General features: G+C 68.0%; 14 protein-coding genes. 9 read left to right on the top strand and 5 right to left on the bottom strand.

Features of this window, described 5'->3' with window-relative positions; genetic code table 11:
- The 3 genes from FOZ70_RS29955 to FOZ70_RS29945 all read left to right on the top strand — a co-directional run.
- The coding region (locus tag FOZ70_RS29955; RefSeq protein ID WP_219707425.1) for an efflux RND transporter periplasmic adaptor subunit at window positions 1–627 on the top strand (627 nt) is incomplete at its 5' end.
- Between the two features lie 15 nt (window positions 628–642).
- A complete protein-coding gene (gene bpeB, locus FOZ70_RS29950) occupies window positions 643–3,843 on the top strand; it encodes an efflux RND transporter permease BpeB (RefSeq protein WP_059490398.1) in 3,201 nt (1,066 codons plus the stop codon).
- Window positions 3,843–5,366: an efflux transporter outer membrane subunit gene (locus FOZ70_RS29945; protein ID WP_219707424.1), complete on the top strand. Its 1,524-nt coding sequence runs from the start codon at window positions 3,843–3,845 to the stop codon at window positions 5,364–5,366. Before bpeB ends, FOZ70_RS29945 begins: the two co-directional genes overlap by 1 nt.
- A gap of 385 nt (window positions 5,367–5,751) precedes the next feature.
- Here the strand turns inward: FOZ70_RS29945 and FOZ70_RS29940 are convergent, their stop codons facing one another.
- On the bottom strand, window positions 5,752–7,128 hold the full coding sequence (locus tag FOZ70_RS29940) for a nucleobase:cation symporter-2 family protein (RefSeq protein ID WP_021159518.1): 1,377 nt from the start codon (window positions 7,126–7,128) through the stop codon (window positions 5,752–5,754).
- A gap of 438 nt (window positions 7,129–7,566) precedes the next feature.
- Here FOZ70_RS29940 and FOZ70_RS29935 point away from each other — a divergent pair, with 438 nt between their 5' ends.
- From FOZ70_RS29935 to fghA, 3 genes are all read left to right on the top strand, one after another.
- Entirely contained in the window at window positions 7,567–9,033 is a 1,467-nt protein-coding gene (locus FOZ70_RS29935) for an FGGY family carbohydrate kinase (RefSeq protein ID WP_219707423.1), read from the top strand.
- A gap of 275 nt (window positions 9,034–9,308) precedes the next feature.
- Window positions 9,309–10,415, top strand: a complete 1,107-nt coding sequence (locus FOZ70_RS29930; RefSeq protein WP_006483756.1) for an S-(hydroxymethyl)glutathione dehydrogenase/class III alcohol dehydrogenase — start codon at window positions 9,309–9,311, stop codon at window positions 10,413–10,415.
- Between the two features lie 16 nt (window positions 10,416–10,431).
- A complete protein-coding gene (gene fghA, locus FOZ70_RS29925; RefSeq protein ID WP_059484373.1) occupies window positions 10,432–11,280 on the top strand; it encodes an S-formylglutathione hydrolase in 849 nt (282 codons plus the stop codon).
- 172 nt (window positions 11,281–11,452) lie between these two features.
- Here the strand turns inward: fghA and FOZ70_RS29920 are convergent, their stop codons facing one another.
- From FOZ70_RS29920 to FOZ70_RS29905, 4 genes are read right to left on the bottom strand one after another with little or no spacing between them, the layout of a single operon-like run.
- Window positions 11,453–12,235 (bottom strand): metal ABC transporter permease, encoded by a 783-nt coding sequence (locus tag FOZ70_RS29920; RefSeq protein ID WP_027789245.1) that lies wholly within the window; start codon window positions 12,233–12,235, stop codon window positions 11,453–11,455.
- Window positions 12,228–13,118, bottom strand: a complete 891-nt coding sequence (locus FOZ70_RS29915) for an ABC transporter ATP-binding protein (protein ID WP_059484372.1) — start codon at window positions 13,116–13,118, stop codon at window positions 12,228–12,230. Before FOZ70_RS29915 ends, FOZ70_RS29920 begins: the two co-directional genes overlap by 8 nt.
- A 14-nt stretch (window positions 13,119–13,132) precedes the next feature.
- Window positions 13,133–14,056 (bottom strand): zinc ABC transporter substrate-binding protein, encoded by a 924-nt coding sequence (locus tag FOZ70_RS29910; RefSeq protein ID WP_059590590.1) that lies wholly within the window; start codon window positions 14,054–14,056, stop codon window positions 13,133–13,135.
- A gap of 46 nt (window positions 14,057–14,102) precedes the next feature.
- Entirely contained in the window at window positions 14,103–14,564 is a 462-nt protein-coding gene (locus FOZ70_RS29905) for a Fur family transcriptional regulator (protein ID WP_011546084.1), read from the bottom strand.
- Between the two features lie 328 nt (window positions 14,565–14,892).
- Here FOZ70_RS29905 and FOZ70_RS29900 point away from each other — a divergent pair, with 328 nt between their 5' ends.
- The 3 genes from FOZ70_RS29900 to FOZ70_RS29890 all read left to right on the top strand — a co-directional run bounded on the left by FOZ70_RS29900 (window position 14,893) and on the right by FOZ70_RS29890 (window position 18,071).
- Complete coding sequence (locus FOZ70_RS29900; RefSeq protein ID WP_060059143.1) at window positions 14,893–15,669, top strand: L-iditol 2-dehydrogenase; 777 nt, start codon at window positions 14,893–14,895, stop codon at window positions 15,667–15,669.
- A 96-nt stretch (window positions 15,670–15,765) separates the two neighbouring features.
- Window positions 15,766–16,722 carry a sugar kinase gene (locus tag FOZ70_RS29895; RefSeq protein WP_219707422.1) on the top strand — a complete coding sequence of 319 codons (957 nt, stop codon included), beginning with the start codon at window positions 15,766–15,768 and terminating at the stop codon, window positions 16,720–16,722.
- Window positions 16,710–18,071 (top strand): D-tagatose-bisphosphate aldolase, class II, non-catalytic subunit, encoded by a 1,362-nt coding sequence (locus tag FOZ70_RS29890; protein ID WP_219707421.1) that lies wholly within the window; start codon window positions 16,710–16,712, stop codon window positions 18,069–18,071. Before FOZ70_RS29895 ends, FOZ70_RS29890 begins: the two co-directional genes overlap by 13 nt.
- The last annotated feature ends 25 nt before the right edge of the window (window positions 18,072–18,096 follow it).

The following is an 18,096-nucleotide window of genomic DNA, read 5'->3' as shown; positions in this document are numbered from 1 at the left end:
GTCGAGGGGGTGAAGGGGGGCCAGGGCGGGGAGGGGGGGCGCCTGAAGACGAGCGGCCCGGGCGCGGCGAAGGTGTCGCTGATCCTGGAAGACGGCAAGACCTATTCGGAGCCGGGCAAGCTGCAGTTCTCGGACGTGACGGTCGACCAGACCACCGGCTCGGTGACGATCCGCGCGGTCTTCCCGAACCCGGGCAAGGTGCTGCTGCCGGGCATGTTCGTGCGTGCACGGATCGAGGAGGGCGTGAACGAGAACGCGTTCCTGGTGCCGCAGATCGGCGTCACGCACGACCAGAAGGGGCAGGCGATCGCGATGGTGGTGAACGCCAGCAACAAGGTCGAGCCGCGTCCGCTGAAGACGACGGGCATGCAGGGCCCGAACTGGGTGGTCGAAGGCGGTCTGCAAGCGGGTGATCACGTGATCGTGCAGGGCGTCGACAAGGTGCGCCCGGGTGCGACCGTGAAGACGGTTCCCGCGCAGCTCGCACCGGCGGCCGATGCCGCGTCGGGTGCGGCTGCCGCGTCCGCCGCGCCGGCTGCCGCCGGTTCCGGCGCCGCTGCCGCTTCCGGTGCTGCCGCATCGGGCGCTGCGCCGGCGAGTGCTGCCGCTGCTTCGAGCGCGCAATAACAGGGAGCCTGTTTCATGGCAAAGTTTTTTATCGATCGCCCGATCTTCGCGTGGGTGATCGCCATCATCCTGATGCTGGCCGGGGTTGCGGCGATCTTCACGCTGCCGATCTCGCAGTATCCGACGATCGCACCGCCATCGATCCAGATCACCGCGAACTACCCGGGCGCTTCCGCGAAGACGGTGGAAGACACGGTAACGCAGGTGATCGAGCAGCAGATGAGCGGCCTCGACAACTTCCTGTACATGTCGTCGACCAGTGACGACTCGGGCAACGCGACGATCACGCTGACCTTCGCGCCGGGTACCAACGCCGACATCGCGCAGGTCCAGGTGCAGAACAAGCTGTCGCTCGCGACGCCGATCCTGCCGCAGGTCGTGCAGCAGCTCGGCCTCTCGGTGACGAAGTCGAGCAGCAGCTTCCTGCTGGTGCTCGCCTTCAACTCCGAAGACGGCAGCATGAACAAGTACGACCTCGCGAACTTCGTGGCGTCGCACGTGAAGGATCCGATCAGCCGGTTGAACGGCGTCGGCACCGTCACGCTGTTCGGCTCGCAGTACGCGATGCGGATCTGGCTCGACCCGAACCGCCTGACGAACTACGGCCTCACGCCGGTCGACGTCAGCTCCGCGATCACCGCGCAGAACGTGCAGATCGCGGGCGGCCAGATCGGCGGCACGCCGGCGAAGCCGGGCACGATGCTGCAGGCGACGATCACCGAATCGACGCTGCTGCAGACGCCCGAGCAGTTCGGCAACATCCTGCTGAAGGTCAACCAGGACGGCTCGCAGGTTCGCCTGAAGGACGTCGCGCAGATCGGCCTCGGCGGCGAAAACTACAACTTCGACACGAAGTACAACGGTCAGCCGACCGCGGCACTCGGTATCCAGCTCGCGACCAACGCGAACGCGCTCGCAACCGCGAAGGCCGTGCGCGCGAAGATCGACGAACTGGCACCGTTCTTCCCGCACGGCCTCGTCGTGAAGTACCCGTACGACACGACGCCGTTCGTGAAGCTGTCGATCGAGGAAGTGGTCAAGACGCTGCTCGAAGGTATCGTGCTCGTGTTCCTCGTGATGTATCTGTTCCTGCAGAACCTGCGGGCGACGATCATCCCGACGATCGCGGTGCCGGTCGTGCTGCTCGGCACGTTCGCGATCATGTCGATGGTGGGCTTCTCGATCAACACGCTGTCGATGTTCGGCCTCGTGCTCGCGATCGGCCTGCTGGTCGACGATGCGATCGTGGTGGTGGAGAACGTCGAGCGCGTGATGGCCGAAGAGGGCCTGTCACCGAAGGAGGCGACCCGCAAGGCGATGGGCCAGATCACCGGCGCACTCGTCGGCGTGGCGCTGGTGCTGTCGGCGGTGTTCGTGCCGGTGGCGTTCTCGGGCGGTTCGGTCGGTGCAATCTATCGCCAGTTCTCGCTGACGATCGTGTCGGCGATGGTGCTGTCGGTGCTCGTCGCCCTGATTCTGACGCCGGCACTGTGCGCGACGATCCTCAAGCCGATCCCGCAAGGGCATCACGAAGAGAAGAAGGGCTTCTTCGGCTGGTTCAACCGCACGTTCAACAACAGCCGCGACAAGTACCACGTCGGCGTGCACCACGTGATCAAGCGCTCGGGCCGCTGGCTCATCATCTATCTGGTCGTGATCGTCGCGGTTGGCCTGCTGTTCGTGCGCCTGCCGAAGTCGTTCCTGCCCGATGAAGACCAGGGCCTGATGTTCGTGATCGTGCAGACGCCGTCGGGTTCGACGCAGGAAACGACCGCGAAGACGCTCGCGAACATTTCCGACTACCTGCTGAAGGACGAGAAGGAAATCGTCGAATCGGCGTTCACGGTCAACGGCTTCAGCTTCGCGGGCCGTGGCCAGAACTCCGGTCTCGTGTTCGTTCGCCTGAAGGACTACTCGCAGCGTCAGCATGCGAACCAGAAGGTGCAGGCGCTGATCGGCCGGATGTTCGGGCGCTACTCGGGTTACAAGGACGCCGTGGTGATCCCGTTCAACCCGCCGTCGATTCCTGAACTCGGTACGGCTGCCGGCTTCGACTTCGAACTGACCGACAACGCGGGTCTCGGCCACGATGCGCTGATGGCCGCGCGTAACCAGCTGCTCGGGATGGCCTCGAAGGATCCGACGCTGCAGGGCGTGCGCCCGAACGGCCTGAACGATACGCCGCAGTACAAGGTCGACATCGACCGCGAGAAGGCGAATGCGCTCGGCGTGACGGCGGATGCGATCGACCAGACGTTCTCGATCGCATGGGCATCGAAGTACGTGAACAACTTCCTGGATACCGACGGCCGGATCAAGAAGGTGTACGTGCAGGCGGATGCACCGTTCCGGATGACGCCGGAAGACCTGAATATCTGGTACGTGCGCAACGGATCGGGCGGGATGGTGCCGTTCAGCTCGTTCGCGACCGGTCACTGGACGTACGGTTCGCCGAAGCTCGAGCGCTACAACGGCGTGTCGGCGATGGAAATCCAGGGTCAGGCCGCACCGGGCAAGTCGACCGGTCAGGCGATGGCCGCGATGGAAGGGCTCGCTAAGAAGCTGCCGGTCGGTATCGGCTATTCGTGGACCGGCCTGTCGTTCCAGGAAATCCAGTCCGGCTCGCAGGCGCCGATCCTGTATGCGATCTCGATCCTCGTCGTGTTCCTGTGTCTCGCGGCACTGTATGAAAGCTGGTCGATCCCGTTCTCGGTGATCATGGTGGTGCCGCTCGGCGTGATCGGCGCACTGCTTGCGGCGACGATGCGCGGTCTGGAAAACGACGTGTTCTTCCAGGTCGGCCTGCTGACGACCGTGGGCTTGTCCGCGAAGAACGCGATCCTGATCGTGGAGTTCGCGCGCGAACTGCAGCAGACGGAGAAGATGGGGCCGATCGAGGCCGCGCTGGAAGCGGCGCGCCTGCGGCTGCGTCCGATCCTGATGACGTCGCTCGCGTTCATTCTCGGCGTGATGCCGCTCGCGATCAGCAACGGCGCGGGTTCGGCGAGCCAGCACGCAATCGGTACGGGCGTGATCGGCGGGATGATCACGGCGACGTTCCTCGCGATCTTCATGATCCCGATGTTCTTCGTGAAGATCCGCGCGATCTTCAGCGGCGAGAAGGAAGACGTCGACGAGGCGCTGCGCCTGGCTCAGGAGCACTCGCACCACGAAGAGAAGCCGGGCAACGGCGACGAAGGCAACAAGGGACAGTGATGATGCAAAAACACGCTTTGACTGCAATCGCGGTCGCGCTCTTTGCCACGGGCTGCACGATGGCGCCGCATTACAAGCGGCCCGACGCGCCCGTCGCACAGGCGTACCCGGCCGGCGGCGTCTATGCGACGCAGCCGGGTGCGGCCGGCGCGCGCAGCGCGAACGGCCAGGCAGCGACCGCCATCGGCTGGCGCGAGTTCTTCGTCGATCCGCGCCTGCAGCGGCTGATCGAGATCGCGCTGAAGAACAACCGCGACCTGCGCGTGTCGGTGCTGAACATCGAGGCGGCGCGTGCGCAGTACCAGATCACGCGCGCGGGCCTGTTCCCGACGCTCGACGGCACGGGCACGGGCAGTGTCCAGCGCGTGCCGCAAGGTCTGTCGCAGACGGGCGCGCCGTATATCTCGCGTGCCTACAACGTCGGTTTGTCCGCGTCGTGGGAGCTCGACCTGTTCGGCCGCGTGCAGAGCCTGAAGGACCAGGCGCTCGCGCAGTACCTGTCGACGTCGTATGCACGGCAGGCGCAGGAAATCTCGCTTGTGTCTTCGGTGGCTGACCAGTACCTGACGCTGCTGTCGACCGACGACCTGCTGAAGGTCACGGAGGACACGCTGAAGTCCGCTCAGGCGCAGTACGACCTGACCAAGCTGCGGTTCGACAACGGCACGGGCTCCGAGCTCGAGCTGCGTCAGGCGCAGACGGTGGTCGAGCAGGCGCTGTCGAGCCAGCAGCAGCAGGCGCGTGCACGCGCTCAGGCACTGAACATGCTGGTGCAACTGATCGGCGAGCCGCTGCCGGACGATCTGCCGGCGGGCATGCCGCTCGACGCGCAGAACCTGCTGACGGACGTGCCGGCCGGGTTGCCGTCGGATCTGCTGACGCGTCGTCCGGACGTGATGCAGGCCGAGCAGACGCTGCTGGCCGCGAACGCGAACATCGGTGCGGCACGCGCGGCGTTCTTCCCGCGCATCTCGCTGACGGGCGCGTTCGGCACCGGCAGCCCGACGCTGGGCGGCCTGTTCAAGGCCGGCACGGCGGCGTGGTCGTTCGCGCCGCAGATCACGATGCCGATCTTCGAAGGCGGGCAGAACATCGCGAACCTGAACCTCGCGAACGTGCAGAAACGCATCGAGATCGCGAACTACGAGAAGGCGATCCAGTCGGCATTCCGCGAAGTGGCGGATGGTCTTGCCGCACGCGGCACGTACGACCAGCAGATCGCGGCGCTCGAGCGCAACGAGCACGCGCAGCAGCGACGTTTCGACCTGTCGGACCTGCGTTACAAGAACGGTGTCGACAGCTACCTGTCGGTGCTGACCGCGCAGACGGACCTGTACTCGGCACAGCAGACGTTGATCAACGCACGACTGGCGCGCTGGACGAACCTGGTCACGCTGTACCGTGCATTGGGCGGCGGATGGATCCAGCGGGCCGGCGAGACGCCGCGCGCGCCGGATGCGCCGGTCGACTACGACAAGGCGGCTGCTCCGGCGCCCGCGTCGGCAGCGGCGACGAACGGGTAAGTGAAAGGCGGGGCAGGAGCGGGCAACCGCTTCTGCCTGCCGAACCGGCGAGATGCAAAAGCGAAAACGCCACGGATGAAAATCCGTGGCGTTTTCTTTTGTGCGGCCGAATCGTGCGAGACCACGACGGTCGGCGTGACGATGACTGCATCGGATGCCGCTGATGCCGATCACGGCAGATACGCATCCAGGCGCGATCAACCGATCAACCAGGCAGCCTGTACCGCACCGCACCGCACCGCACCGCATCGCATCGCATCGCATCGCAGGCGGCCCCCCGAGCGCGCGAGGCACCCCGCGTAGCCCGGCCCCGCCAAGCAAAAACGCCACGGCATGCCGTGGCGTTTTCCGTTACCGCTTCGCGCCGTCGTCCGGCGCGTCGTGATCAGTGATGCACGTCGGCCGGGCGGCCGTCGAAGTCGTGTCCGGCGCGGCGGATCTCGCAGCGCGCATCCTTCTCGCCTTTCACGCCGTTGAACACGATGTTCAGGATCACGGCCGATGCCGACGCCAGCAGGATGCCGCTGTGCAGGATCGGGGCGAGCGCGGGCGGCAGCTTCGAGAAGAAGTGCGGCGACACGACCGGCACGAGACCCATGCCGACGCTCACGGCGACGATGAACAGGTTGTGCGAGTTGTTCACGAAGTCGACCTTCGACAGCACCTTGATGCCGTTCGCGGCCACCATCCCGAACATCACGATGCCCGCACCGCCGAGCACGAACGGCGGCACCGATGCGACCACCTGCGCCATCTTCGGGAACAGGCCGAGCAGCACGAGAATCACGCCGCCCGTCGCACACACGAACCGGCTTTTCACGCCCGTCACGCCGATCAGGCCGACGTTCTGCGAGAACGACGTATGCGGAAACGAGTTGAAGATGCCGCCGATCAGCGTGCCGAGGCCGTCGACGCGCAGGCCGCGCACGAGGCGCTCCTGGTTGACCGGGCGATCGACCATGTCGCCGACCGCGAGGAACATGCCGGTCGATTCGATGAACGTGACGAACATCACCGTGACCATCGTCACGATCGACAGCGGGTCGAAGTGCGGCATGCCGAAGTGGAACGGCATCACGATGCCGACCCACGGTGCGTGCGCGACGCCGTCGGTATTCACGCGGCCGATCGCGAACGCGATCGCGAAGCCGGCGACGATGCCGAGCAGCACCGAGATGTTCGCGATGAAGCCGCGGCCGAACTTGTTGATCAGCAGGATCAGCGTCAGCACGAGCAGCGACAGGCCGAGATAGACGGGGCTGCCGTACTCGGGGTTGCCGACGCCGCCGGCCGCCCAGTTGATGCCGACTTCCATCAGCGACAGCCCGATCACCGCGATCACGGTGCCGACCACCACGGGCGGGAAGAACCGCAACAGCTTGCCGATCATCGGCGCGAGCACGATGCCGATGATGCCGGCCGCGATCGTCGAGCCGAAGATGTCGAGAATGCCGAGGCCGGGGTTCGTGCCGATCGCGATCATCGGGCCGACTGCCGCGAACGTGCAGCCCATGATGACGGGCAGGCGGATCCCGAAGATCCACAGGCCCAGCGTCTGGATCAGCGTGGCGATACCGCACGAAAACAGATCGGCGCTGATCAGGAACGCGATCTGGTCTTTCGGCAGCTTGAGTGCGGCGCCAACGATAAGCGGCACGGCAACAGCGCCGGCGTACATGACGAGGACGTGTTGCAGGCCAAGCGTTACCAGCTTGCCGGTCGGCAGCACCTCATCGCACGGATGGACCGTGTTCGATTGCATCTGTCTCACTCCATGATCTTGTTTTCGGGGTGATACGAAGTTATGCGGAATGAATCCACGCAACAAGAGCACTGGGTACTATTCCGCTCTTTGCTGGTTCGATATGCCATTTCGGCATGAAACAGGGTGTCGATCATCGGGAAACTGCCGCAGGAGTGAGGGTTCCCGGTTTTATAGCCCTTCAAAATAGCGCTGGCCCCCATGTCAAATATCGGCCGCTTTATGGTGTGTATCGGGCAGGACGCATAGCGGCAAAAAGTGCCTGGGGAAAATCGTGCCGGGTTAACCCGCGAGCGGACGCTTTCACCGCCAACGTGCAGCCGGGTGAAACCCGGCAGGCCATGGCGATTTCGGCCGGCGCGGCGGCGGCAAAAGACGGGGCGCGCATCGCGATCCCGTTATCATCGACATCCGTTCATTCGAATTCGCCCTCACGTCATGCGCCTGCTCGGAATCGACCTCGGCACCGGCTCCGTCAAACTCGTCACGCTCGATGCCGACGGCGTCGAGCGTGCGGTTGCGAGCGAACCCTATGCGCTGTCGTCGCCGCAGCCCGGCTGGGCAGAGATCGCCCCCGACACGTGGTGGCAGGCGCTGGTGCGCGCGGCCGCGCGGTTGCCGGCCGGCGAGCGTGCGCAGGTGGTGGCGATCGGGTTCTCGGGGCAGATGCACGGCGTGGTGCTGATCGACGCGGCCGGGCAGCCGGTGCGGCCCGCGCTGCTGTGGCCCGACACGCGGGCGGTGCGCGAAGCGGATGAGGCCGGCTGGCCCGTCACGGGATCGCCCCTCGCCGGAGTGCCCGTCGCCCCGAACCCCGTCGCGCCGGGGATGGCCGGCCCGCTGTTGCGCTGGCTGGCCGCTCACGAACCCGATGCACTGCGCGCCGCGCGCTGGGCCGTGCAGCCGAAGGACTGGTTGCGCATCGCGCTGGGCGGCGACGTCGCGGCCGATCCGAGCGACGCGTGCGCGACCGCGCTCGCGACGCCCGACGGCGCATGGGATCTCGCATTGATCGACGCACTCGGCCTGCCGGCCGACCGGTTCGCATCGGTGCAGCCGTCGACCGCGCGCTGCGGCACGCTCGGCGCACCGGCGGCGACGGCACTCGGGCTGCCCGCCGGCGTGCCGCTGGCGACGGGCGCGGCCGACACCGCATGCGCGGCCCTCGGCAGCGGGCTCGCCGCCGCCGGTGATGCGCTGCTGACGACGGGCAGCGGCGGCCAGATCGTCGTGCTCGCGGATGCGCTGCCGCCCGCCCGACGCGGGCTGCATCGCTATCGCGCGGCGGCCGGCGGCGGTTATTACACGATGGCCGCGATGCAGAACGTCGGGCTCGCGCTCGAAGCCGTGCGCGGCTGGCTCGGCTACGCGCAGTGGGCCGATGCGTACGACGATGCGTTCGCGCAGGCTGCGTCGGAACGCCTGTGCTTCCTGCCTTACCTGACGGGCGAACGTTCGCCGTGGATGAACCCCGACGCGCGCGGCGGCTGGCTCGGCCTCGGGCTCGGCGACACGCGCGGCGCGATGATGCGCGCCGCGTTCGAAGGCGTCGCGTTCGCGTTGCGCGCCGGGCTCGATGCGATCCGCGACACCGACCGCGGCGACCCGGTGACGACGCTGCGTCTCGCGGGCGGCGGCTCGGTCGATCCGCGCTGGCGCCAGCTGCTTGCCGACTCGCTGGGCGCGTCGCTTCACGCGATCGACTGCCCGAACGCCGCGACGCGCGGCGCCGCGCTGCTGGCGGGAGTCGCGATCGGGCACTGGCGGGAAGACGCGCTGCACGCGCTGGCGCCGGCCGCGTCGCCGGTTGCCGAGCCGCGTGACGATCGCTCGCTGGCCGCGCGCCATGCGCGCTTCATCGACCTGTATGCCCGGACGGATGCATGGTTCACGACGGGCGCTTAAAATCGGGCACTTGTTCTTTTGCGTCAGCGATGACGCATCGTGGCAAGCCGGCGGCCGTTTCCCGCACGCGATGCGCGGCGGAACCGGCCATCATGGCGAGCACGAGATTCTTTCGCCGTGCCGCGCGCGACGCCGCGCGGCACGGTTTCGACAGCTTTGCATGGAACCCGGTGCGAAGCATTGGGCCGGCGTCGGTGCTGGCGCGCTCACGCCGGTCGACATGAGCGCCGACGCGCGAACCCGGGCCGACCTCACACACAGACAGGAGTCACACGATGAAGACGAAAGCCGCGATTGCATGGAAGGCGGGCGCACCGCTGACGATCGAGGAAGTCGATCTCGAAGGGCCGCGCGCAGGCGAAGTGCTGATCGAGGTGAAGGCGACGGGCATCTGCCACACCGACTACTACACGCTGTCGGGCGCCGATCCGGAAGGGATCTTCCCGGCGATCCTCGGCCATGAAGGCGCGGGCGTGGTGGTCGACGTCGGCCCCGGCGTCGGCACCGTGCGCAAGGGCGACCACGTGATTCCGCTCTACACGCCCGAATGCCGCGAGTGCAAGTTCTGCCTGTCGCGCAAGACCAACCTGTGCCAGAAGATCCGCGCGACGCAGGGCAAGGGCCTGATGCCGGACGCGACGTCGCGCTTCTCGCTCGACGGCAAGCCGCTGTTCCACTACATGGGCACGTCGACGTTCTCGAACTACATCGTCGTGCCGGAGATCGCCGTGGCGAAGGTGCGCGAGGACGCGCCGTTCGACAAGATCTGCTACATCGGCTGCGGCGTGACGACGGGCGTCGGCGCGGTCGTGTACTCGGCGAAGGTCGAGGCCGGCGCGAACGTCGTCGTGTTCGGGCTCGGCGGGATCGGCCTGAACGTGATCCAGGGCGCGAAGATGGTCGGCGCGGACAAGATCATCGGCGTCGACATCAACCCGAAGCGCGTCGAGCTCGCGAAGAAGTTCGGGATGACGCACTTCATCAACCCGAACGAAGTCGAGAACGTGGTCGACCACATCGTGCAGCTGACCGACGGCGGCGCGGATTACTCGTTCGAATGCGTCGGCAACGTGAAGCTGATGCGCCAGGCGCTCGAGTGCACGCACAAGGGCTGGGGCCAGTCGTTCATCATCGGCGTGGCCGCGGCGGGCGAGGAAATCAGCACGCGTCCGTTCCAGCTGGTGACGGGCCGCGAGTGGAAGGGCTCGGCGTTCGGCGGCGCGCGCGGCCGCACCGACGTGCCGAAGATCGTCGACTGGTACATGGAAGGCAAGATCAACATCGACGACCTGATCACGCATACGCTGCCGCTCGAGCGGATCAACGAAGGCTTCGACCTGATGAAGGCCGGCGAGTCGATCCGTTCGGTCGTGCTGTACTGACCGGGAGCGCACCGCGATGCTCGAACTCGTTTCCTCGCATGCGTGCCACGGCGGCGAGCAGTGTTTCTACCGTCACGATTCGGCGGCCATCGGCCTGCCGATGAAATTCTCGGTGTACCTGCCGCCGCAGGCCGCGCACGGCCGCGTGCCGGCGCTGTTCTATCTCGCGGGGCTCACGTGCACCGACGAGACGTTCGCGATCAAGGCCGGCGCGCAGCAATACGCGGCGCAGCACGGCATCGCGCTCGTGATGCCGGACACGAGCCCGCGCGGCGCGGGCGTGCCGGGCGAGACCGACGCGTGGGACTTCGGCGTCGGCGCGGGCTTCTATGTCGACGCGACCGAAGCGCCGTGGTCCGCGCATTACCGGATGGAGTCGTACGTGACGGGCGAGCTGCGCGAACTCGTCACGGCCGAACTGCCGATCGACGGCGCGCGGCTCGGGATCTTCGGTCACTCGATGGGCGGGCACGGCGCGCTGACGCTTGCGCTGCGTCATCCCGGGCTGTACCGGTCGGTATCGGCGTTCGCGCCGATCGCCGCGCCGACACGCTGCCCGTGGGGCGAGAAGGCGTTCTCGGGCTACCTCGGCGCCGATCGCGACGCCTGGAAGGCACACGACGCGAGCGAACTCGTCGCGCGCGCCGATGCGCCGAAGTTCGCGGACGGCATCCTCGTCGATCAGGGCCTCGCGGATCAGTTCCTCGCGAACCAGCTCAACCCCGACGTGTTCGAGGCCGCGTGCGCGAAGGCCGGCCAGCCGCTGACGCTGCGCCGCCATCCGGGCTACGACCACGGGTACTACTTCATCTCGACGTTCATCGCCGATCACATCGCGCATCACGCGCGCGTGCTCGCGCGATGAGCGGGAAGGGGCGCACATAACGCACACGGCGCGCCGCGCGATCGCGGGCGCATAAAAAACGCCGGCGTTGCCCTCGGGCACGCCGGCGTTTTTTATTTTCGTCGGGCGGCGATCCGTCGGGCGGCGATCCGCCAGGCGGCGATCCGCCAGGCGTCGTCCCGCCTCGCGTCGATCAGTGGCGCCGCAACAGGCTTGCGCCGTACACGAGCGCCGACAGCGCGGTGATCCAGAAACTCGTCGGCCAGTCGGTGTGATACGCGAGCACGATGCCGAGCCACGCCTCGAACAACGCAAACAGCGCGGCGAGCAGCACGCCGGTCGACAGCCGCGTCGTCACGTTCTGCGCGGCGGCAGCCGGCCCGACCAGCAGCGTGAACACCAGCAGCACGCCGACGATCTGCGTGGCCGCGGCCACGGCGAGCGCGCACACCGCGAGGAACAGCATCGACACCGTGCGCAGCGACACGCCCTTGGCTTCGGCCAGTTCGGGCTGCAGCGACGCGAACAGCAGCGGCCGCGCGATCAGCGCGAGCGCGAGCAGGCTCACGGCGCCGATGCCGGCGAGCACCGCGAGCGTGTCGTGGCTCACCGCGAGCACGTTGCCGAACAGCAGCGCGGTGACCTGCGTCGCGAACGACGTGTAGAAATGCAGGAACAGCAGGCCGAAACCCAGCGCGCCTGACAGGATCACACCGATCGCGACGTCGCGGCCCGCGAGCTTTTCGCCGAGCGCGCCCATCCCGATCCCGGCCGCGAGCGTGAAACCGACCATCCCCCAGATCGGCGAGATGCCGAGCAGCACCGCACCCGTCGCGCCGGTGAAGCCGACGTGCGACAGCGCATGGCCGGCGAAGGTCTGCCCGCGCAGCACCAGGAAGTAGCCGACGATGCCCGCGAGCACCGCGACGATCCCCGACGCCGCGAAGGCGTTGATCATGAAGTCGTATTCAAACATCGTGCGAGTGCCCGGGATGAGCGTGTCCGTGGTGGTGATGGCCGTGGCCGCCGCCACCGCCGTGCGAGTGGCCGTCGTCGTCCTCGTGTTCGTGGTCGTGCTTCTCGATCTCGACGTCGCCCGACATCACGAAGATCTTGCCGTTCACGCGCATCACGTCGATCGGCGATCCGTAGAGCCGCGACAGTACAGGCTTCGTGATCACCTCGTCGACGGTGCCGAGCGCCGCGACGCCGTTGCCGAGATACAGCACACGGTCGAGCGCGTTCAGCAACGGATTCAGTTCGTGCGCGGAGAACAGCACGGTGATGCCGAGCTCGCGCTGCACGTTGCGCACGAGCTCGACGACGCCGCGCTGGTGGTTCGGGTCGAGGCTGATCAGCGGCTCGTCGAGCAGCAGCAGCTTCGGGCTGCCGAGCAGGCATTGCGCGAGCAGCAGGCGCTGCCGCTCGCCGCCGGACAGTTCCGACAGCGGCCGGCGGGCAAGCGCCGGGCCGCCGACGAGATCGAGCACGCGGTCGACGTCGCGGCGCGTCGCCGCGTTCGTGTGCGGCAGCCCCCAGCGGTGGCCGTCGGCGGCCATCGCGACGAAGTCGTAGCCGCGCATCCGGCGGTTCGCGAGGCCGCTGCGAATCTGCGGCATGTAGCCGATCGACGGGTTGCCGCGTGCGACCGGCACGCCGCCGACGGACAGCGTGCCGGCCGACACGGGCACGAGGCCGAGCACCGCGCGCATCAGCGTCGTCTTGCCCGCGCCGTTCGGCCCGAGTACGCCGACGAATTCGCCGGGTTCGATCGCGAAGCTGACGTCGCGCAGGATCGTGCGTCCGCCCAGTTCGAGCGTGACGCGATCGACGGCGAGTGCGTGGGGAGTGGCGGTCATGGCGTTACGGTCGTTTATTTCTTGCCGGCGGCGAGCGCGGCCGAGAGCGCGTCGAGCTGGCCGGCCATCCATTGCTGGAAAGTCTTGCCGGCCGGCTGCGTCTCGGTGACGCTGACGGTCGGCACGCCGCCGTCGCGTGCGATCTTCAGCATGCGCTTGGTCATCGGTTCTTCGGCCTGGCTGTTGTAGATCAGCGCGCGTACCTGCTTCTTGCGCAGGTCATTCTCGAACGCGGCGACGTCCTGCGCGCTGGCTTCGGTGTCGTTCATCGTCGCGAGCTGGAAGCGCTGGTTGCGCATGTCGAGGCCGATCGCGTCGGACAGGTAGCCGAACACCGGCTCGGTGGCCGTCACCGGCACGCCCTTGTACTGCGCGCGCAGCGCGGCGACCTTGTCGTCGACGGGCTTCAGCGACGCGACGAACTTCTGCAGGTTCGCATCGTATTCGGCCTTGTTCGCGGGATCGGCGCGGCCGAGTTCGGCCGCGATCGCGCGTGCGGCGGCCGGCATCGTCGCCGGGTCGTACCACAGGTGCGGATTGTCGCCGGCCTTCTTGCCGACCAGGTCGGCGACGACGATCGTCGCGCGCTTCGCCTGCTTCGACGCGCCGAGCAGCTTGCTCATCCACGGATCGTAGTTGGCGCCGTTGTAGATCACGACCTGCGCGTGCTGGAGCGCGCGGGCCGTCTTCGGGCTCGCTTCGAACAGGTGCGGATCCTGGTCGGGATTGCTGAGGATGCTCGTCACCGCGACATGGCTGCCGCCGATCTGCGACGCGACGTCGCCGTAGAAGTTCTCGGCGGCAACGACGTTGACGGTCGCGGCCTGCGCGAACGCAGGCGCCGCGAGCGACAGCGCGGCGGCCGTGGAGACGGCGGCGGCGAGCCAGCGGACAGGCGTCAGGGCGCGCCGCGGCGCGCGCTTCAGGGCAATGGGCATGGAACTCCTCGTTGGAAGGGGCGGCGCGTGTGCCGCCCGATACGCGTCAGCGTTGCGCGGGCTTGCGCTTGCAGTGTCCGCACAGGCCGCTCAGCTCTACGACCTGATGGTGGACTTCGAAACCGTGCGCGGGCTCGCTCGCGGACAACTGCTTCGCGAGGTCGCCGCCGGGAATCTCGACGGTGTCGCCGCACGAATCGCAGATCAGGAACTGGCCTTCGTGCGGGACGCCGATCTCGCAGCACGCGAAGAACGCGTTCTTCGATTCGATCCGGTGGATGAAGCCGTGCTCGACGAGGAAATCCAGCGCGCGGTAGACGGTCGTGGGCGGCACGCGGCCGCGCTGCGGCTCGAGCTCGGCGAGCAGGTCGTACGCGCCGATCGGGCGCTGCGCGGCCAGCACGCGTTCGTAGACCTGGCGGCGCAGCGGCGTCCACGCGAGCCCGTGCTCGGCGGCGAATGCGTCGGCCCGGGACAGCCGGGCGTCAATGGACGATGAGGTAGCCATGGCGTGAAGCTGGGCGTGAAACAAAGTATGGCGATGATATAACGTATCGCCGCGCCGTGCAGCGCGAATTCCCCTTTTCGCTCTCGCTCCGTCCCCTTCATCGCCGATCCGACCGCGCCGCACCGCGCGCGCCGCGCCTTGCCGGGCGAGCGTGGCGGGCCGCCGCGGTGCGCCGTTGTGCCGCAGCGCATCATAGAAAGCCGTCGTGTTGCCTTGACAGCACGAATCGCGTATCCGATCATTCGATCAACAACAGAGCAATTGATCGGTTGGCGAGCGTTAGTTCATATCGCGGCCGTCGTAAAGCAGAACGAACCGGAGACAGCCAGTGAGACTGGAAGACAAGGTTGCGGTCCTGACGGGCGCCGCAAGCGGCATCGGCGAGGCGGTCGCGCAACGCTATCTGGACGAGGGCGCGCGTTGCGTACTCGTCGACCTGAAGCCTGCCAGCGGCTCGCTCGCGCGGCTCATCGAGGCGAATCCCGGCCGCGCGGTGGCCGTCACCGCGGACGTCACGCGCCGCGACGACATCGAGCGCATCGTCGCCACGGCGGTCGAGCGCTTCGGTGGCATCGACATCCTGTTCAACAACGCGGCGCTGTTCGACATGCGCCCGATCCTCGACGAATCGTGGGACGTGTTCGACCGGCTGTTCGCGGTCAACGTGAAAGGGCTGTTCTTCCTGATGCAGGCCGTCGCGCAGCGGATGGTCGAGCAGGGGCGCGGCGGCAAGATCGTCAACATGTCGTCGCAGGCCGGGCGCCGCGGCGAGGCGCTCGTTTCGCACTACTGCGCGACCAAGGCCGCGGTGATCAGCTACACGCAGTCGGCCGCGCTCGCGCTCGCGCCGCACCGGATCAACGTGAACGGTATCGCGCCCGGCGTCGTCGACACGCCGATGTGGGAGCAGGTCGATGCGCTGTTCGCGCGCTACGAGAACCGGCCGCTCGGCGAGAAGAAGCGGCTCGTGGGCGAAGCCGTGCCGCTCGGCCGCATGGGCGTGCCGGGCGACCTGACGGGCGCCGCGCTGTTCCTCGCGTCGTCCGACGCCGATTACGTCACCGCCCAGACGCTGAACGTCGACGGCGGCAACTGGATGAGCTGACTTGACGCCGCTCGCACGCGTCACCTGCCGGCCGGCCTGCGACAGGGCGGCCGCGCCGCTCACCGCGGCCGCCGTCGAACGAGGAGGGCACGCCTGATGGCAGAGATCGTCGTCGCCGGCGAACTGCTGGCCGAATTCGTCGCCGCCGAGCGCGGCCAGGGTTTCGATTCGCCGGGCCTGTTCGCCGGGCCGTTCCCGAGCGGCGCACCGGCGATCTTCGCCGACCAGGCCGCACGGCTCGGCGCGCGCGTCGCGTATGCGGGCTGCGTCGGCCGCGATGCGTTCGGCGATGCGATCGTCGCCCGGCTCGAGCGCGACGGTGTCGACGTCGCGCGCATCCGCCGCGTCGCGCGTCCGACCGGCACCGCGTTCGTCGCGTATCGCGACGACGGCTCGCGCAGCTTCGTCTACAGTCTGTCCACCAGTGCGGCCGCGTGCGTCGAGGCGTCCGATGTCGATACCGCGATGTTCGACGGCTGCCGCTATTTCCACGTGATGGGCTCGTCGCTGACGAGCGAATCGGCGATCGCGGCCGTGCAGCGCGGCGTGATCGAGGCCGCACGCGCCGGCGCGAAGGTGTCGTTCGATCCGAACGTGCGCCCCGAGATGCTGGGCTTTCGACCGATGCGCGCGGCGCTCGAGACGATGCTCGCCGCGTGCCACCTGTTCATGCCGAGCGAGGCCGATTTGCCGTTCTTCTGCGGGCCGCAGCCGGCCGAGCGTGCGATCGCGGGCCTGCTCGCGACCCATCCGCTGCTCGAGCGTGTCGTGCTGAAACGCGGCGCGCACGGCAGCGTTGCATTTGACCGCGCCAACCGCGTCGAAGCACCGGCCTTTCAGGTCGACGAAATCGATCCGACCGGCGCCGGCGACTGCTTCGGCGGCACGCTCGTGGCGAGCTTCGTCGCGGGCGTGCCGATCGATGCCGCATTGCGCCGCGCGAACGCGGCCGGCGCGATCGCGGTCACGCGGCGCGGCCCGATGGAAGGCAACAGCAGCGCGGCCGAGATCGACCGCTTCCTGACCGAACGAGGTATCGCATGTCCGGCCTGACGACCTTCGCCGAACGTCCGCGCACCGCCCATGCGGACGCAGTGCTGCGGATGATCTTCGATGCGAACCGCGCCGACGCGCAGCGCGGCATCTATTCGATCTGCAGTGCGCACCGGCTCGTGCTGGAGGCCGCGTGCGAAGCGGCGCGCGCGGATGGCTCGCCGCTCCTGATCGAGGCGACCTGCAACCAGGTGAACCATCTCGGCGGCTACACGGGCATGACGCCCGCCGATTTCCGCCGCGACGTCGACGCGATCGCCCGGCGTTGCGGGCTGGCGCCGTCGGCGCTCGTGCTCGGCGGCGACCATCTTGGGCCGAACCCGTGGCGGCACCGACGCGCGGCCGATGCGATGCGCGAGGCGGGCGCGATGGTCGCCGCCTATGTGGAAGCCGGCTTCGAAAAGATCCATCTCGATGCGAGCATGGCGTGCGCGGACGATCCGGTGCGGCTCGACGATCGCACGATCGCCGCGCGCGCGGCCGAACTGTGCCGCGTGGCGGAAGACGCGGCGGCGCGCACCGGCATCGCGCCCGTCTACGTGATCGGCACCGAGGTGCCGACGCCGGGTGGTGAAGTCAGCGGCAACAACGGCCACGACGGCGATGCGGCGATCGCGCAGATCGCGGTCACGCGCAGCGACAGCATCGCGGCGACGCTCGATGCGCACCGCGCCGCGTTTGCGGCGGCCGGGCTCGACGACGCGTGGGCACGCGTCGTCGCGATCGTCGCGCAGCCGGGCGTCGATTTCGACGATCGCCACGTGCTCGACTACGACAGCGCGAAGGCGGCGGCACTCGGCGCGAGTATCCTGCAGACACCGCGCCTCGTGTTCGAGGCGCATTCGACCGATTACCAGACCGAGGGCGCCCTCGCCGCGCTCGTGCGGGACCACTTCGCGGTGCTGAAGGTCGGCCCCGCACTGACGTTCGCGCTGCGCGAGGCGTTGTTCGCGCTGACCTTCATCGAGGACGCGCTGACCGGCGACGCCGGGCAGCGCTCGCGGTTGCGCGACGTGGTCGACGCCGCGATGCGCGCGCAGCCCGAGCACTGGGCGCCGTACTACCGCGGCGACGAAACCGAGCAGCGGCTCGCGCGCCAGTTCAGCTACAGCGACCGGATTCGCTACTACTGGCTGCAGCCGGCCGTCGCGGCCGCGGTCGAGCAACTGTTCGACAACCTCGCGCGGCAGCCGGTGCCGGAGACGCTCGTCGCGCAGTGGCTGCCGGATGTCTACGCGGCGTGCCGCACGGGCGGGCTCGCGAAGGAGCCGCGCGCGTGGGTGCGCCACCGGATACGCGACGTGATCGCGCACTATGCGCGCGCGTGCGGAATGCAGCGGCCGGCGTGACGGGCCGCGAAGGAAACGCAGACCC

Source organism: Burkholderia sp. COPS (assembly GCF_019425585.1).
Lineage (GTDB): Bacteria > Pseudomonadota > Gammaproteobacteria > Burkholderiales > Burkholderiaceae > Burkholderia > Burkholderia cepacia.
The sequence above is the reverse complement of the archived record's forward strand: the minus strand, read 5'-3'. Positions and strand labels throughout refer to the sequence as shown.

What these genes read in the sequence shown, in the direction of transcription:
- bpeB (WP_059490398.1), top strand. Translation starts at nt 643, where the DNA reads ATGGCAAAGTTTTTTATCGATCGCCCGATCTTCGCGTGGGTGATCGCC.
- FOZ70_RS29945 (WP_219707424.1), top strand. Translation starts at nt 3,843, where the DNA reads ATGATGCAAAAACACGCTTTGACTGCAATCGCGGTCGCGCTCTTTGCC.
- FOZ70_RS29940 (WP_021159518.1), bottom strand. Translation starts at nt 7,128, where the DNA reads ATGCAATCGAACACGGTCCATCCGTGCGATGAGGTGCTGCCGACCGGC.
- FOZ70_RS29935 (WP_219707423.1), top strand. Translation starts at nt 7,567, where the DNA reads ATGCGCCTGCTCGGAATCGACCTCGGCACCGGCTCCGTCAAACTCGTC.
- FOZ70_RS29930 (WP_006483756.1), top strand. Translation starts at nt 9,309, where the DNA reads ATGAAGACGAAAGCCGCGATTGCATGGAAGGCGGGCGCACCGCTGACG.
- fghA (WP_059484373.1), top strand. Translation starts at nt 10,432, where the DNA reads ATGCTCGAACTCGTTTCCTCGCATGCGTGCCACGGCGGCGAGCAGTGT.
- FOZ70_RS29920 (WP_027789245.1), bottom strand. Translation starts at nt 12,235, where the DNA reads ATGTTTGAATACGACTTCATGATCAACGCCTTCGCGGCGTCGGGGATC.
- FOZ70_RS29915 (WP_059484372.1), bottom strand. Translation starts at nt 13,118, where the DNA reads ATGACCGCCACTCCCCACGCACTCGCCGTCGATCGCGTCACGCTCGAA.
- FOZ70_RS29910 (WP_059590590.1), bottom strand. Translation starts at nt 14,056, where the DNA reads ATGCCCATTGCCCTGAAGCGCGCGCCGCGGCGCGCCCTGACGCCTGTC.
- FOZ70_RS29905 (WP_011546084.1), bottom strand. Translation starts at nt 14,564, where the DNA reads ATGGCTACCTCATCGTCCATTGACGCCCGGCTGTCCCGGGCCGACGCA.
- FOZ70_RS29895 (WP_219707422.1), top strand. Translation starts at nt 15,766, where the DNA reads ATGGCAGAGATCGTCGTCGCCGGCGAACTGCTGGCCGAATTCGTCGCC.
- FOZ70_RS29890 (WP_219707421.1), top strand. Translation starts at nt 16,710, where the DNA reads ATGTCCGGCCTGACGACCTTCGCCGAACGTCCGCGCACCGCCCATGCG.